This window comes from Mucilaginibacter sp., from assembly GCF_035492695.1.
GTDB lineage: Bacteria > Bacteroidota > Bacteroidia > Sphingobacteriales > Sphingobacteriaceae > Mucilaginibacter.
The window spans coordinates 509,107-525,518 of the sequence record NZ_DATJJC010000012.1 but is presented as its reverse complement, the minus strand read 5'-3'; the positions used below and the strand labels follow the sequence as shown (position 1 = coordinate 525,518).

The window sequence follows — 16,412 nt, the reverse complement described above, 5'->3', positions numbered from 1 at the left end:
TGCGGCGTGGTTGCTTCGTCGTTCCTCCCCGCAATAACATAGTTTATTATTTATTGCGGCGTTCCGCGTTAAGGACAGCAACGGATACCGGCCAGCGCCTAATGCCTGTGTAGTATGAGTGAAGGGCCTGACCCGAGGTACGAGGGTAACGCCCTAATAATTAGTCTCACCTAAATCCTCTCCAAAGGAGAGGATTTTTAATTTTCAAATAGCTCCGATCTCCTCTGGAGAGAGGCCGGGGGTGAAGCTAACTCCTGTCCACAAATTTCTTATTATTCTCGTTATATCGGTCGCCGGTGTCGGGGTATTTGAGCAGGAGAGCCTGGATATTTTGCTTGTCCTGTTCGGTTACCTGAACATCCACACTGCCGGCATTGTCTTTCAGTTTATCCTGCTTTTTGGTGCCGGGTATAGGGATGATGTTATCACCCTGCGCCAGTACCCAGGCCAGCGCCAGTTGAGCCGGCGAGCACCCTTTTTGTTTGGCCAATCCGGCAAAACCTTCTGCCAGTTTGGTATTGTTATCCTGGTGCTCCTGCTGGTAGCGTGGCAGCGCCTTGCGGAAATCATTGGCTGCCAGTTCGTCCAGTTTGAGGGTGTTGGTCATGAGGCCGCGCGCCAGCGGACTGAAGGGCACGAAGGTGATGCCCAGTTCTTTACATAATGGCAATATCTCAGCTTCTACATCGCGCGTCAGTAATGAATATTCGCTTTGCAAAGCGCTGATAGGGTGCACGGCGTTTGCCTTACGGATGGAAGTTGCCGATGCTTCCGACAGGCCCAGGTAACGTACCTTACCCTCGGTGACCAGTTCGGCCATGGCGCCAACCATTTCCTCGACAGGCACATTCGGGTCGATGCGATGGGCGTAATACAGGTCGATGGTGTCGATCCCGAGGCGTTTCAGGCTGGCCTCTACAGCTTGTTTGATATAGGCCGGGCGCGCATCAAAACCGGTAAGGCGTGCATCGGCATCTGTACGGAAACCAAATTTGGTGGCTATAAATATCTTGTCGCGGTTTTCTGTAAGTACTTTGGAGATCAGCTCTTCGTTTTTTCCGTTCCCATACACATCGGCAGTATCCCAAAAATTGATGCCAAGATCAAGCGCGAGGTGAAGGGTGCGGATGGATTCGGGGTCATCGGGGGTGCCGTAGGCGTGGCTCATGCTCATGCAACCAAGGCCAATAGCCGACAGTTGCTCGTTTTTTGCAAAAGTTCTGTATTTCATAAATGGTAATGTTATTTTAGCAGGAATTAGCGCAATATCTTAATAAAAGCACCGGCGGGTTTAATCGGTTTGTAAAATTTTGAAAATTGATCAATATTAAGCCATGTCATCCCGAACGATAGTGAGAGATCTTATACGCCATGCATGAATTACAGTCGCTTGTTTAAGATTTCTCGTCGCTACGCTCACTCGAAATGACACGCGGATATAATTTACTTATGAAAAAAATCATCAATACAGGTCTTATCGGTTTCGGCAATTCGGGACAAACTTTTTTTGCGCCTTTTATCGAGGCTGATCCGGGCTTTAATTTGGCTAAAATAAGCACCAGCGACCCCGCTAAAGCCGCCAAAGCCAATGAAGTGTATCCCAACTCTAAAGTGGTGCAAACTGCTGAGGATATCATTAGCGATCCGGATATTGAACTGGTGCTGGTGGGTTCGCCTAATACTTCGCATTTTGAGCTGACGAAGAAAGCGTTGCTGGCCGGCAAGCATGTATTGGTGGAAAAACCGTTTACGGTCACCAGCGCCGAGGCTGATGAACTCATCGCGTTGGCAAAACAACAGGATAGAGTTTTATCGGTACACCATAACCGCCGGTTCGACAGCGGCCATAATACCGTTAAAAAGGTTTTGGCCAGCGGCGTATTAGGCAAATTGGTGGAGATGGAGGTGCATTACGATCGTTACCGGCTTGGGCTGCGCCCACAGGCCTGGCGGGAAAAGCCGTTGCCCGGCTCCGGGATATTTTATGACCTGGCTGCCCACCTGATAGACGCCTCGCTTGAACTTTTTGGCAAACCAACCGAACTTACCTGTATGATGACTACCCAGCGCCCGGGCGGACTGGAGGTAGAAGATAATTACGAATTGATATTATGGTATCCTGGACTGAAAGTAACGCTGAAAGGCGGTATGCTGGTTAAAGAAGCCGGTCCGGTTTACACCTTATATGGGTATGATGGCACCTTTATTAAATATGGCATGGATGTGCAGGAGGAGGCGCTGAAGGCGGGCCACAAACCCACTGAACCTGGTTGGGGCGTTGAGCCTGAATCGATATGGGGGCATGTTACCCGCGATGTAGACGGCAAGACGGTCACAGAGATCGTCCCGAGCGAGCCCGGACGTTACCAGGACCTGTTCCGCAATGTGTATGAGGCCATTGCCGAAGGTAAGCCGCTCATTGTACAGCCGGAGCAAGCGAGGACGACGATAAGGGTTATTGAGCTGGCTTTTGAGAGTAGCCGGGAGAAGCGGACTGTGTCCTATAGTGATTGATTGAACAGACCGACCGATCGAAGGTTAAAACTAACTATACGCGTCCTCGTCAAACTAATCAACCCAAAAAAAGTGTAATTTTGCACACTCAATAATAACACACTATGTACAACACGCTGAAACCGGTGCTGGAGAAGGAGCTTGCCGAAATAGAAAATGCCGGGCTATACAAACGGGAACGCATTATTACCAGCGCACAAGGCGCCGATATTACAGTGCAGGGCGGCAAACACGTCATCAATTTTTGTGCTAACAATTACCTGGGGCTTTCGGGCAATCAAAAGGTGATAGATGCTGCAAAAGCGGTGATGGATACGCATGGCTACGGGCTGTCGTCGGTGCGGTTTATTTGCGGCACGCAGGATATCCACAAACAGCTGGAAGCTAAGATTGCCGAATTCCTGGGCACCGAAGACACGATCCTATATGCAGCGGCCTTTGATGCCAACGGCGGTGTTTTTGAACCGCTGTTTAACGAACAGGATGCTATTATTTCGGACGAACTGAACCATGCTTCGATCATAGATGGCGTACGCTTGTGCAAGGCCCAGCGCCAGCGCTACAAGCATGATGACATGGCTGACCTGGAGGAAAAACTAAAGGCTACGCAGGACTGCCGTCACCGTATCATCGTTACTGACGGTGCTTTTAGTATGGATGGCACCATTGCTCAGCTGGATAAGATTTGTGAGCTGGCGGAGAAGTATAATTCGCTGGTGATGATAGACGAGAGCCATTGCTCGGGCTTTATGGGCAAAACCGGACGTGGTACACACGAGCACCACCATGTGATGGGTAAGATAGACATCATTACCGGTACGCTTGGCAAGGCGCTGGGTGGCGCGTCGGGGGGCTTTACCTCGGGTCGTAAGGAAATCATTGATATGCTGAGGCAGCGGTCGAGACCGTACCTGTTCAGCAATACGCTGGCGCCGGCTATTACCGGTGCATCCATAGCCGTGCTGGATATGCTGAGCGAAACCACCGAACTGCGTGACAAACTGGAAAAGAATACGCAATACTTCAGGAGCAAAATGACGGAGGCCGGCTTCGATATAAAGCCGGGCGTTCACCCCATAGTGCCGGTAATGCTGTACGATGCCAAGCTGAGCCAGGAGTTTGCCGCCAAAATGCTGGACGAGGGTATTTACGTTATCGGGTTCTATTACCCGGTTGTACCACAGGGCAAGGCGAGGATAAGGGTGCAAATATCAGCCGCACACGATATGCACCACCTGGATAAAGCCATAGCGGCATTTACTAAAGTGGGGAAAGAACTGGGGGTAATTAAGTAAGACATTATGCAAGACAAAATAGATCAATACACCGCCGAAATAAACGCCGCCAACCCGGCCAACGCTGCTGAATTGGAAGAGTTCAGGATAAAATACCTGGGTACAAAGGGTATCATCAAGGATCTTTTTGAGCAATTCAAAAGCACAACCCCCGAGGAAAAACGCGTGCTGGGCAAAGTACTTAATGAATTCAAACAATTGGCTGAAGCGAAATACAATGAGCTGAAGGAAGCTCAAGACTCAGGATTCAAGACTCAAGACTTAGGACTTGACCTAACGCTCCCCGGCGAAGGTTTCGAATTAGGCTCGCGTCACCCGCTGTCGCTAACCCGCATAGAGATTATCGACATCTTCAAACGCCTCGGTTTCGTGGTGGCCGAGGGACCGGAGATAGAGGACGACTGGCATAATTTTTCAGCTTTAAACTTCCCCGAAGAGCACCCGGCGCGTGATATGCAGGATACCTTCTTCATCAAAAAGAACAGTGGTAAGGACGACATCGCTTTGCGCACGCATACCTCCTCTGTACAGGTGCGCATGATGGAAAGCGGCAAACCGCCTTTCAGGGCTATTATGCCGGGCAGGGTTTACCGTAACGAGGCCATATCGGCCCGTGCCCATTGCTTTTTCCACCAGGTGGAGGGCTTGTATGTGGACGAGAACGTATCTTTCTCCGACCTCAAACAAACCCTTTACCACTTTGTACAGGAACTTTACGGCGAAGGCACCAAAGTAAGGTTCCGGCCATCGTATTTTCCATTTACAGAGCCATCGGCCGAAATGGATATCAGCTGCACCATTTGCGGCGGTCCGGGTTGCAACATGTGTAAGTACACCGGCTGGGTGGAGATACTGGGCTGCGGCATGGTAGACCCGAACGTTTTGGAAAACTGCGGCATCGACAGCAATAAATACACCGGCTTTGCCTTTGGCATGGGTATAGAAAGGATCACCAACTTAAAATATGTGATACGCGATCTGCGTTTATTCTCTGAAAACGATGTGCGCTTTTTAAAGCAGTTTCAGACAGAAATAATATGACGCGTAAAATTGCCCTGCTGGCCGTATTGATGTGCACCTTTTTTGCCTGCGGCAAAGGGGGCGATGTCATCCCGAACGTCGCGGTCAACTTCCAGGCAAATATTAACGACCCGCGGCTTGCCGCCCTCCACAGCCCCGGCGGCGCCGTCATCATCGACGGCTATGGTGTGGCTGGGTTGATCCTGTACCGCGAGGCCGATCAATCCTACGTTGCCTACGACCGCTGCAGCAGCTACCAGCCGCAAAATCATTGTGCCGTAACCCTTGATAATAACACCCTTACCGCAACCGACCCCTGCTCCGGCTCCAAGTTTTCTCTCATCGACGGTACGCCCGTAAAGGCCCCTGCCACACGCTCGTTACGCTCGTATAGTGTAAATGTGAGTAATTTTGAGATATTTGTATCAAACTGATACATGGAAGCCGACAAGATAAAGGAAAGTATAAAGGGAGCTGCGAAGGAATTGTTCCGCAAATTCGGGTACCACAAAACCAGTGTTAACGAAATTGCCAAAAGGGCCAAAATAGCTAAAGCCACCATTTACAAATACTTCGACAGCAAAGAGGCCGTGCTGCATGCCCTGTTGATGGACTACATACGCGTGAATGTAACCGAGCTGGTGCATACCGATATGCACGAGATAGACGAGGAGGCGCACCTGAACAACCTCATCATGAAAACCTGCCGCCTCAGCTACACCGTTTGTAACGAATTCATCGGCTGGGACTTTATCCGCGAGTCGGCCAACTCACAGGAATTCCTGCGCAACCTCAGCAACGAGCTCGAGGACCTGCTTGTCAGCTCCTTTATGCAGTTAGGTGGTATGCGTAAAAACGAAAACTACGCCCAGCGCATCCGCTTCCTCATCACCTGCAGCAAAAGCATCGTCTTCAGCTTTGCCTTCACCTCGGTCAGCGACTCCGATGTCCGCAAAAACTTCGTATCCTTCCAGAAAGAGATATTGCCGTACCTCGTAAAAGCCGCGTTAACCGTTTAGTTAACGGGTCAATAGTGAATAGTGAGCTGTGAATAAGGAGAGGCGGCTATGGTCTATTCACTATTGACAATTCACCATTGACTATTCACCATTCACTATTGACCATTCACCACTCACTACACTAAGTGTTCACGCCGCCGCCGCTTGCCAGCGCCAGTTTGGTGTAATGTGCTGATTATGAGGCTTTCCAATTTTGCGAAACACCAAAAAGTAGCCCATTTTTGCAATATTCGTGAACACCCCTGTCATAATACCGATGATTTTCAGCCTGTTAATGTGTTCACGGCAAGGTCTGTTTCGCACCCGGTTTTTGTAGCACAATTCAACAAAAATCAAAAAAAGGCAGCATTATGCCCAAATCAGCCCAAATTAGTCCACTTTTTACATTCAGTTTCAAATTTTTCCCGTGCGGGCCGGCGTTTTTCCTGGCGAAATGTGCATATACCCATAATACGTTTTTCAGAATCCGGTACACTAAGTAGGGTTATTTCAATTTGGTGCAAAATCTATTATAAAATTGATCGTCTTTAGTAGCTGGTTTTTACGGAAAGGTTTTTTCAACGTTTCCAGGAAATCACAAAAACCAAATTCTATCAATCCATTTTTTCAAGCACACTTTTCATATCATTCAGAAATAAATTTTTCATAAATATTATTGTTTTTACCCTGCCATTTTGGTCCATATAGGAAATTCTATAACTTAATGGGTCAAACGGGATAAACCTCCCAATGATTATCAAATTTCGCCTGTTTACTATTTCGTACTTATTTGAGAAAATGTTATATATGTATAATGATGAATTCATAAAATACACACGCTTGAATTTGTAATATGTATAAACAATCCCCGCTAAAAAAATCAGCAAAATAAGGTCATTCGATAAAAGATAATCCCATTTTAACTTAAAATTCCGATTCATGTCAATCGCAAAGAGGATGAAACCGATTGGCAGGCCTATCAAACCGATATACATCAAATATGAATATAACCTTCTCATAATTAGTGCTTGTAATGAAATGTAAAACCTAGTCGGATACTGGCTTCTAAACCGCCTAATCTACCTAATCCTATACCTGGTTCAAAATCTAACCCATAATATTTTTCTTTCACATTGCCATTAGCATCCAGTTTAATTTTTTCGTTTGCAAAGCCTACAGCACCAATATTGTGTACGCTTTCTGTCCTTTGAACCTACCATTGCCATCTTATACTTTAACCTGATCGTACCCATACCCTACATATTCCAGATCCCGGCGGGGTCTCCTATGAAAGACCCCGCTGAGAAGAAAAAATTCCCCTCCACGGAGGGGGTGCGGCTGCCTGCGTGTAGGCAGGGGTGGGTGAGCGCGGGCCTATGCGCAAGGCTCTTTTGTCTGAACCAGGATTCGCAGGATTTAAGAATGGCCAGGATTTATTTAGCCTCACCTCCGCCGCAACGCTGGCGCACGCGTGCCGCGTGTGTCTAATCAGGTTCAATAATATTTTAAGAAATCACTGAACCGTCCTGATCTAGATTTTCGTCATCATAGGCCGCAGGGTTCGTAGCCTTTTTGTGCCAGGCAATAATGGTTTTATAAATAAGCTCGTTGTCACCCCTGACTTTACGGATATATATTCTTATCTTTTTTTTGTTGTAAAGCTGAAGTATCACCTTCTCGGGAAAATCACCTAAAACAATTTTTTCAACGTCGGTCCAGTAAACTACCATGTTTTTCGGCCTCACATATATCTTCTCGCTGTCCAGTTCTAAAAAGGTCTTCCCCTGGAGCATCGGTATGATATATCTAACCAGGCAATAGATCAGCCAGCCTGCAATAAAGACAAGGGTCGCTATTATCCACGGGTCTGAAAGCCGGTTGACAACCCAAAACCGTTTATTAAGCGATTGCAGCCCAAAGAAAAAAGCGAAATAGATAAAAGGGTACCAGGCGTACCACTTGCTATAGTAAAATTGCTGCCGTTCCATTTGATGATGAAGCTTCGGTTTTGGCTAAGATAGTAAATCAATGACAAACGTTTAGTCCCCGCGGGGTCTTCCGCAGGAGACCCTGCGGCGGAGAATTCTTTAATTCCATCCAACGCGTCACCATAGCGGCGCCCCCCCCCCCGCCATTGCGCACCCGCCAGCACTTCACTGGTAATGCCATCGGTTTAACAAAAACATTCATTACCAAAACGCATATAAGCTATTTCGCCGCACCTGCCCACCCCATTCACCATTCACCATTCACCATTCACCATTCACCATTCACCATTCACCATTCACCATTCACCATTCACCATTCACCATTCACCCCCTCCACTACCCTTATCGTGTCTTTCTGACACAATAATTTTTAAACACGCTGTTATTTCGTATTTATTTTCGGTATTATTGTTTAATTCAAGCTTCGTTTAACCAAACCCGATCTATGAACCTGGATTTAAAACGTATACCTGCCCGCATGGGCCGGTATGCCCTGGCCTTGCTGATGCTGCCGGTAGTTTACCATACTACGCAGGCGCAAACTGTAAACCAGCCGGCACGGCCGCGCATTGTGGTAACTGCAGACCCCGAGCTGGACGATAACAACTCGATGATCCGTTTCCTGCTTTACAGCAGCGACATGGAGGTAGAGGGCCTAGTTTACGCCAGCAGCGCCTTCCATTGGAAAGGCGACGGCAAGGGAACAAAATGGTTTGTGCCGGGCAGGGAGTACGCACGTTTCGGGTTGAATTTATGCCCCTGCGAGTCGTGGCGGTGGGCAAAGGACGAACGTTTTATTCATAACGCGGTAGAGGCTTATGCCAAAGTATACCCTAATTTAAAGATACATAACCCCAATTACCCTTCGCCCGACCTGCTGCGGTCGAAGATCAGGTACGGCAATATCCAGTTCGACGGGGATATTTCGAAGGACTCGCCGGGCTCCGACCTCATCCGCTCGCTGATGCTGGACGATAAGCCGGGGCAGCTGTATATTACCGCCTGGGGCGGCCAAAGCACCATCGCCCGCGCGCTGAAATCGATACAGGACCAATACCAGTACACTACTGAATGGGAGCGCATCAGGGAAAAGATCTCGCGAAAAGTGGTTTTGCTTCCCTCCGGCGACCAGGACGATACCTACGCCACTTATATAAAACCCAACTGGCCGGGTATCGAATACCGGCAGTTTCGCGGCGGGCCCAATTACAGCTACGGTGCGCAGCTAAGGGCCAAGCCCGAAGATTCGGTTTACATGACCGCGGCGTGGATGAAGGCAAATGTGAGCAGCCTGGGGCCGCTGGGCGCGCTGTACCGTGTTTGGGGCGATGGCAAGCAGATGGTAAAGGGCGATATCATGGATTATTTCGGCCTGGCGGGGCACACCACCGGCGAGCTGCGGAAAATGGGCTACGTGGTTTGGATGCCCGTGCAGGAGCAGGGATCGTGGCTGGGCGAAGGCGACGACCCTACGTTTATGGATATGCTGGGCAACGGCCTGCGCGCCTACGAGGCGGGCTGGTACGGCGGCTGGGGCGGGCGCGAAGTGATTGACCCGAATGCGAAAAACATCTTCTTCCAAACGGGCGATACCTCGTCAAGCGCTATGGCGGCCAAGCTCAGTTCGTCCGCGGCGCAGGCCAATAAAGCTGCGGATGCCATGGCCTATCCAAATTTTTTTCCTGCGGCACAGCAGGATTTTGCCGCGCGATTAAAATGGTCGGTAACGCCAAAGTATTCCGGCGCCAACCACGAGCCGGTGGTAACCATCGAGGGGCCCCTGAACATCATGGCCTCTGCCGGCGAAAAGATACACCTCAATGCCACTGCGGCTGACCCGGACGGGAATGCCCTTACGGTAAAATGGTGGCAGTTCAGGTCGGGCAGCTATCCCGGCAAGGTTGACATCACTAACGCCGACGCCAAACAAGCTGAAGCCGAAATACCTAAAGATGCGCTGCCGGGCCAAACCATACACCTGGTATTCGAGGCAACAGACAACGGCTCGCCATCGCTCACCCGGTACCAGCGGGTAATAGTTACGGTGCGATAATTGAGGCCACGCGTTTATTTTTTACTTGGTATAAGAGGCACGACGGCCTTTGGTGCTATCACACTTTCACATACCCCAGCACCACGCACCCATTTTTGAACACTTTTGTATCCACCAGGTCCATTTTAATGGTTTCACCCAGGCTTATATCATTAAATAAGCGCGGACCCGCACCCGCTATCACCGGGTGAACCACTACGTATAATTCATCGATCAGCCCGGCTGCCATTAATTGGGAGCGCAAGGTCATGCCGCCGATGGATATCTTTTTGCCGGGCTGTTGTTTCAGCTTGCGCACCTCGTCCTCCAATCCGCCACGGATAATGCGCGGGCCACCTTCCACCTGCTGCATGGTACGGGATATGACGATGGTATCGATAACGGAAACCGTTTTGGCATACGCATTTGCCGCCGGTGTACCCGATTGCGTTTTGGCCACTTCGGGCCAGTAGGGTACCATCAGCTCATACATTTTGCGCCCGGTAATGGTTTGGTCCACACCCTGCATCAGGCCGTCAAAAAATTCAAGTATCTCCTCGCTGCCGCTCAGTTTGGTATGATCGTAGCAACCGTCGATGGTGACATTGAGGCCGCAAATAACTTTTCTCATGGGGTCGGGTTAATTTTCTGTCTCGCTAAAATAAAGTTTAAAAACAGCTCTTTCATAAGGCGTATTGCGGCAAAATACATGGGGTTTTACGTCAATGGCAACGGTTGCCTGCAGCAATTGAATGATCCTTTTTTTTACCCATCGCTAAAAAAAGTTTGATAATCAGCATTATAACGGTAAGTTAGAACATGAAAAAAATAACAGTATGTATGCTGCTTTTGGCCATCATCTCGGTTAGTGCAAAAGCGCAGTCGGCGAATAAACAATTAAGGCACGTGGTTTTATTTGGCTGGAAAGCCGGTGCCGACAGTGCAGCCATCAGCCGCGTTGTAACTGCGTTTAAAGCGCTGCCGAATCAAATTAACACCATCAAAAGTTTTGAATGGGGTGTGAACAACAGCCCCGAGCATTTGAACCAGGGCCTAACCCACTGCTTTGTGTTAACTTTTGACAGCGAAAAGGACCGCGACGATTACCTGGTAAACCCGGCACACAAGGCTTTCACCCAATTGCTGCCGAATCTCATGGAAAAAGTAACCGTGGTTGATTATTGGGTGGAAAAGTAGCTGATGTGATTCAAGCTATAACCGCGTCGGCAAATACAAAATATTTTCTATTGAAAAAAAAATAATTATGGTTAACGCGCATTTTATTTAATTTTTTGATAATCAAATAATTAGCTCGAAAATAAGCTGAATTGTGTTAACCATGTTAACCCTTGATGATTTACAGGTTGCCCGCCACCCGTTCAGATACTCATGCAACTTATCCCTTTATCATCCTTTTTAATCAGTTCACCCTCAAAAAGCCCGTTGCGGCACACCTATTGCATAGTTGTAACCCGCAACTATTTTTTATTGCGCAAATAATTTTATATTTTTATACTGATCGGTGACGGTATAGTAACCCCTGTTAAAGTAAATTATTGATGAGAAAAAGATTACCTATAGCATTATTATGCGTGGTACTTTCTATATCTGTCTCAAGCTGCCGAAAATCGGCCGGTACCGATAGCGGCAACGTCGTATTAATTGATAACGATACTCAAACCATTCAGAGCCAGCTTAATACCGGTGATGTTACCCTCGAAGCGGGAAAAACCTACCACGTAACCGGGTTAAAACTTACCCACTCGCTCGATCTGAATGGCGCCACCATCAACCTCATCACCAATAATCCTTACAGTTATGCCATAACCGTTTCGGCCCCGGGGGTGCGGGTTAGCAACGGAACCATCACCGGCAGCTGGAACAACCAAACCGCGGGCAACCCCGCCGGTTACGGAGCCATCAACATCACCGCCGCCAAATGTTCTGTATCGCATGTTAATATATCCGCCTTTTCGTCCTACGGCATTTATTCGGCCGCGGTCGACAGCACATCGGTAACTTATTGCAGCATCTCCAACACAGGATATATCGGCTTCTTTTTTAATGCGGAAAACGCGGTAACAGCCGGCGGTACGTTTAGCAATAATACCGTCGACCGCAGTATGCTGCCGCCCGCCACCATCCAGCAGATGGCTATAGGCATCAGGGGTAACCTCTCTAACAGCAGCATCACAACTTCGGGTTGGGTTATCGCGAATAATACCATCAAAATGCCGGTCAATCCAACCGACCTTTCAGCCCAGGGGATGGAACTTAGGCGTTGCAACAATACCCTTATCGAAAGCAATACCACCACATCCGGCGCCATCGGCATCAGCATGGTCGACTGCTCGGGCAATACCGTAAAAGGAAATACCTGCAATAATGTAAGCCAGGAAGGGATAGAATATGCCAACTGCCAGTCGTGTACGGGGCAAAACAATATCATATCCGGCTCGGGCGCCGTAGGCGAATTGATAGACGGCGACGTCGGCTCGAACAATGTACAGATCACGGGCGACAAAATTTCGGGCACCGGCATGGAATGTATACAGGCTTATTACCAAACCAAAAATCTTACTATTTCGGCTTGTACCCTGTCTGTCTCGTCGCCAAATACATTTGCTATCAATCTTCAAAAAACCAGCCTGGTAAAGGTGATCAACTGCGATATCAACGGAAACGGTATAGGCAATGCCGCCGTCCAGCTTGATAATTGCCCCGGCAATCTCACCATAACCGGCGGAGCCATAGCCAGCTTCAAAAGCAGCCTCCTTTATATCTATAACTCCACTCCCGGTCTCGTTACCGACAATATTAATGTGTCGGGGGTAAAAGTAAGCAGCGTACCGCAAGGCTTCACCTATGTGCTCGATAACGGCGGCTTGCTGGGCTCGAACATTCATATAGCGTTGTAGCATGGTTGATGACCAATGGCCCGCCTTGTATCACCCTCTTTAAAGGATAGGGTGCTAACTTTTATTAACGTACGCTTGCTGCCGGTATCCCGCCGGGCAGGTTTCAGGCGAAAATAAAACACATTCGACCCACTTTACATGCCACACCCAAACAAAAATTTGCAATACTCATTTTCTTTATTTTACTTTGCAACTCAAAGTGCTTTTTCAATGGAAGAAACAGAATTGCAAAACGAGCTCGCGTCCATCCGCAGCATCATGGAGCGCTCGTCAAAATTCATATCCCTCAGCGGGTTGTCAGGCATACTCGCGGGTATTTATGCGCTGATAGGGGCTGGCATTGCCTATATGGTCATCAATAACGATCCCAATTATATTCTAATGAAGAAGATGGGTGACGAGACCGCCCGTACGCATAATATCGGCTTATTGTATTACAACCAGGCCGATTACCTGCCTTTAATTGTAAAGCTTTTGTTGATTGCAGTTGCAGTTCTTTTGACATCGATACTTACAGCAGTAGCTTTAAGTAACCGCCAGGCCAAACGCAAAGGCCAGCAAATGTGGGGCTCGGTAAGCCGTTCGCTGATTTATCACATGGCCGTACCGCTGTTATCGGGGGGCATACTCATCCTTATCCTGCTGCTGCATCACCACTATGGCATCGTGTCGGCGGCATCCCTTATTTTTTATGGGCTCGCCCTTTTCAGTGCTGGCACTTTTACCTTTGCCGACGTAAAATACCTGGGGTTATGCGAGATCATTTTAGGCTTAATTGCCGCTTGTTTACCCGGCCACGGTTTGCTATTTTGGGCGCTTGGTTTCGGCGTGCTGCATATTGTTTACGGCGCGCGCATTTATTTAAAATACGATAGGTGAATATAGCTTTTGATAAACTTGATAAAGCCTTTGAGAACCGGGTTAGGCTGCAGGTAATGAGTGTGCTGGTGGCAAATGAACGCTACGACTTTAACTCGCTTAAGGACCTGCTGAATATTACCGACGGCAACCTGGCTTCGCACCTGAAAGGGTTGGAGCGCGAGGAATACATCAGCGTGCATAAAAGTTTTTTGGGCCGCAAGCCCAATACCAATTACGAGGCTACTGAAAAGGGTAAAAAAGCTTTTAAGGATCACCTGGACGCCCTTGAACAATTAATAAAACAACAAAAGAAGATCTAATTTTTTTTACCTAAACACTTTGAAATACAAAGTACTTTTATAAAATCAATATGATAGAACAACAACCGCAACCACAAGGATTTCTGCACTGGCTCAGGGAGTCGGTAACGATCAAATTAATTTTCATCGGGATACTGATACTGGTATTGCTGATACCCTCGGCAATGATCAATAGCCTGATACAGGAACGTGCCCAACGGCAGGATGACACCGTAAAAACGGTTACCGACCAGTATTCGGGCGACCAGCTGATACAGGGTCCGGTGTTGGCCATACCCTACCGCGATCAGCAAACCCAAAGTGATAGCAAGGGTCAGCTTACTACAACAGAGGTTATCAAAACGCTGTATGTACTGCCAAACGAGCTTAGTTACAAAGGCAACATCAGTTCCGAAGTGCTGCACCGCGGTATTTACGCCGTGCCTGTTTATAATGGCACCATTAAGGTTTCGGGTAATTTTACCAAAGCCGACCTGGCATCGCTATCCCTCAAGCCCGAACAACTGATCCCCGGGAAGGCTTCGCTCCTTTTCAGCATAAACGATCTGAAGGGACTGAAAACCAACCCGCAGGTAACCGTAGCCGGGCAAACATTGACCGCCGAACCTGCCGCCGGCGACAGGCCGTTCGCCAATAGCCTGCAGGTTGCAGTAAACCTGGACGGGCAGCTCAACAACCCGGTGCCCTTCGCCTTCAGCCTGGAGATCAAAGGCAGCCAGGAGATTAATTTCCTCCACATTGGTAAAACTACCGATGTGGAACTGACGGGCAACTGGGCCAGCCCGAGTTTCGGCGGCAGGTACCTGCCCGACACCCGCGTGGTAAACGATAAGGGCTTCTCGGCAAAATGGCGTATGCTGTATTATAACCGGCCGTTCCCGCAGCAGTGGGTGCAGGATAACGATCTGCTGACCAACGATAAAAGATCAGCCGACGCTACTTTCGGCATCAAGTTTAAACTGCCTGTCGACGACTACCAGAAAACTATGCGCACCAGCAAATACGCTATCCTCATCATCATGCTCACTTTCGTGTCGTTGTTCCTGACCGAAATGATCAGGAAGCAGAAGGTGCATGTGTTCAATTATATCCTCATCGGCGCTGCCATGATCATCTATTACACGCTGCTGCTCTCCTTTTCCGAACAGGTAGGATATAACATTGCGTACCTGATAGCGTCCGTCGCCACCATCGGCCTGATAGCCACTTTCCTGGCGTCGCTGCTGAAAAACGGAAAAGCCGCCATTGTGTTCACCTTTATTTTGACACTTTTCTACTCGTTCATCTATGTACTCATCCAATTGGAGGATCTCTCGTTACTGATGGGCAGTATCGCGCTGTTTATCATCGTAGCCGCGCTGATGTATTCCTCGCGAAAGATCAATTGGGACAAACCTTAAACCCTTATCACCGGGCGGGGCCTGCGGGCTTCGCCCATTTTTAAAGTGATTGACATGAAATTTTATCAAGGTGAGTATTCTTCAAAAGTTTGGCTGGTTGCCGCTCTTTTTGGTCCGATAGGCCTTATAGTCTATCCTTTTTTTTATTCGACTGGTAAATTTAACTTATCCCTGCTGCAAGTCTATCATGTTTTAGTAGTCATCGAATTGACGTTTTCCTTCTTGACATGGCTATTATTTGGTCTAGTAGTTGAAATTGTAACACGCACCATAAAAGTTCACATAATTCAAAAAAGTGTGTTGTCACTCATCGGGATTGCTTTAACATTACTTACTATTTACTGGTTTTGCGGGATTTGGTCTTTACGCATAGAACACGATATCCTCGCCGTAAGCTTAACCAATAGCATTTGTATAGTATCAGGAATTTGGTTTTTCAAAACAGATCCACCTGTAAGCCCCCCAATATCATCCACTTCTAATACTCCACCAATCAATTCCAATGAAAACTAAACGCCTCATCAACCTTGTTAAATTCACTGCCGTTAGCGGCAACGTCATATTCATTTTTTCGATCCTGTACGATCGCCTGACAGAACTATTCGCTGTTACTTTCGATCAATTTCTCGGCTACATGATACTTGCCGCATTACTGGCAATTAATACTTTTTTAGTAGTAAAGGGTGCGGGCCGGAACCAAATGAACAGATCACACTAAAATCAACACCATGTTCTACAAACGATTGATAAATTTTATGCGCGTCATAACAATTAGCGGCAATATCATTTTCCTGGCGTGGACCATTTACAACGGTACCCAGGGCGACTTTGACAGTACGCTCATCCAGGCTTTTCCCTATGATGGGCTGATGGTATTATTAGCCATGAACTGCGTTTTGCTTATCGAGCGGAAAGCGAGGACGGTGTATTTGTATTAAATCACAAACCCTCTTCATTGCTTGAAATAGATAGATTGTAGGGCGGAGCAATAACCGGTGAGTCAACCAAGTACTCTCCACCCCACGCCGAAAAAAATGACAAGGATCATCAAAAATAAATCAAATAC

General features: G+C 48.0%; 17 protein-coding genes. 14 read left to right on the top strand and 3 right to left on the bottom strand.

Features of this window, described 5'->3' with window-relative positions; genetic code table 11:
• Positions 1–247 precede the first annotated feature (247 nt).
• Positions 248–1,231: an aldo/keto reductase gene (locus VL525_RS09120; RefSeq protein WP_325385625.1), complete on the bottom strand. Its 984-nt coding sequence runs from the start codon at positions 1,229–1,231 to the stop codon at positions 248–250.
• A gap of 218 nt (positions 1,232–1,449) precedes the next feature.
• Here VL525_RS09120 and VL525_RS09115 point away from each other — a divergent pair, with 218 nt between their 5' ends.
• From VL525_RS09115 to VL525_RS09095, 5 genes are all read left to right on the top strand, one after another.
• Positions 1,450–2,514, top strand: a complete 1,065-nt coding sequence (locus tag VL525_RS09115; protein ID WP_325385623.1) for a Gfo/Idh/MocA family oxidoreductase — start codon at positions 1,450–1,452, stop codon at positions 2,512–2,514.
• A gap of 104 nt (positions 2,515–2,618) precedes the next feature.
• Positions 2,619–3,809 (top strand): glycine C-acetyltransferase, encoded by a 1,191-nt coding sequence (kbl, locus tag VL525_RS09110; protein WP_325385621.1) that lies wholly within the window; start codon positions 2,619–2,621, stop codon positions 3,807–3,809.
• Between the two features lie 6 nt (positions 3,810–3,815).
• Entirely contained in the window at positions 3,816–4,850 is a 1,035-nt protein-coding gene (gene pheS / locus VL525_RS09105; RefSeq protein WP_325385619.1) for a phenylalanine--tRNA ligase subunit alpha, read from the top strand.
• Complete coding sequence (locus VL525_RS09100) at positions 4,847–5,263, top strand: hypothetical protein (protein ID WP_325385617.1); 417 nt, start codon at positions 4,847–4,849, stop codon at positions 5,261–5,263. The genes pheS and VL525_RS09100 overlap by 4 nt, the downstream gene beginning before the upstream one ends.
• A gap of 3 nt (positions 5,264–5,266) precedes the next feature.
• On the top strand, positions 5,267–5,848 hold the full coding sequence (locus VL525_RS09095) for a helix-turn-helix domain-containing protein (protein ID WP_325385615.1): 582 nt from the start codon (positions 5,267–5,269) through the stop codon (positions 5,846–5,848).
• 1,484 nt (positions 5,849–7,332) lie between these two features.
• On the opposite strand, the gene VL525_RS09090 is transcribed toward VL525_RS09095, so the two are convergent.
• Positions 7,333–7,815, bottom strand: coding sequence for a hypothetical protein (locus VL525_RS09090; RefSeq protein WP_325385613.1), 483 nt, complete (start codon positions 7,813–7,815; stop codon positions 7,333–7,335).
• Positions 7,816–8,260: 445 nt separating this feature from the next.
• Here VL525_RS09090 and VL525_RS09085 point away from each other — a divergent pair, with 445 nt between their 5' ends.
• Complete coding sequence (locus VL525_RS09085) at positions 8,261–9,868, top strand: DUF1593 domain-containing protein (RefSeq protein WP_325385611.1); 1,608 nt, start codon at positions 8,261–8,263, stop codon at positions 9,866–9,868.
• Positions 9,869–9,926: 58 nt separating this feature from the next.
• Here VL525_RS09085 and VL525_RS09080 read toward each other — a convergent pair whose 3' ends face one another.
• Entirely contained in the window at positions 9,927–10,478 is a 552-nt protein-coding gene (locus tag VL525_RS09080) for a dihydrofolate reductase family protein (RefSeq protein ID WP_325385609.1), read from the bottom strand.
• Between the two features lie 188 nt (positions 10,479–10,666).
• Between VL525_RS09080 and VL525_RS09075 the strand changes: the two genes are divergently transcribed.
• The 8 genes from VL525_RS09075 to VL525_RS09040 all read left to right on the top strand — a co-directional run bounded on the left by VL525_RS09075 (position 10,667) and on the right by VL525_RS09040 (position 16,284).
• Positions 10,667–11,044 carry a Dabb family protein gene (locus VL525_RS09075; protein WP_325385607.1) on the top strand — a complete coding sequence of 126 codons (378 nt, stop codon included), beginning with the start codon at positions 10,667–10,669 and terminating at the stop codon, positions 11,042–11,044.
• Positions 11,045–11,406: 362 nt separating this feature from the next.
• Positions 11,407–12,765, top strand: a complete 1,359-nt coding sequence (locus VL525_RS09070) for a right-handed parallel beta-helix repeat-containing protein (RefSeq protein WP_325385606.1) — start codon at positions 11,407–11,409, stop codon at positions 12,763–12,765.
• Between the two features lie 210 nt (positions 12,766–12,975).
• Complete coding sequence (locus tag VL525_RS09065; protein ID WP_325385604.1) at positions 12,976–13,644, top strand: hypothetical protein; 669 nt, start codon at positions 12,976–12,978, stop codon at positions 13,642–13,644.
• The gene (locus VL525_RS09060; protein WP_325385602.1) at positions 13,641–13,946 is read left to right on the top strand and encodes a transcriptional regulator; all 306 of its coding nucleotides are present in this window, start codon (positions 13,641–13,643) and stop codon (positions 13,944–13,946) included. Before VL525_RS09065 ends, VL525_RS09060 begins: the two co-directional genes overlap by 4 nt.
• Positions 13,947–13,996: 50 nt before the next feature.
• Complete coding sequence (gene creD / locus VL525_RS09055; RefSeq protein WP_325385600.1) at positions 13,997–15,346, top strand: cell envelope integrity protein CreD; 1,350 nt, start codon at positions 13,997–13,999, stop codon at positions 15,344–15,346.
• A 54-nt stretch (positions 15,347–15,400) separates the two neighbouring features.
• The gene (locus VL525_RS09050; protein ID WP_325385598.1) at positions 15,401–15,859 is read left to right on the top strand and encodes a hypothetical protein; all 459 of its coding nucleotides are present in this window, start codon (positions 15,401–15,403) and stop codon (positions 15,857–15,859) included.
• Positions 15,849–16,064: a hypothetical protein gene (locus tag VL525_RS09045; protein ID WP_325385596.1), complete on the top strand. Its 216-nt coding sequence runs from the start codon at positions 15,849–15,851 to the stop codon at positions 16,062–16,064. Before VL525_RS09050 ends, VL525_RS09045 begins: the two co-directional genes overlap by 11 nt.
• Before the next feature lie 37 nt (positions 16,065–16,101).
• A complete protein-coding gene (locus VL525_RS09040; RefSeq protein WP_325385594.1) occupies positions 16,102–16,284 on the top strand; it encodes a hypothetical protein in 183 nt (60 codons plus the stop codon).
• Positions 16,285–16,412 lie beyond the last annotated feature (128 nt).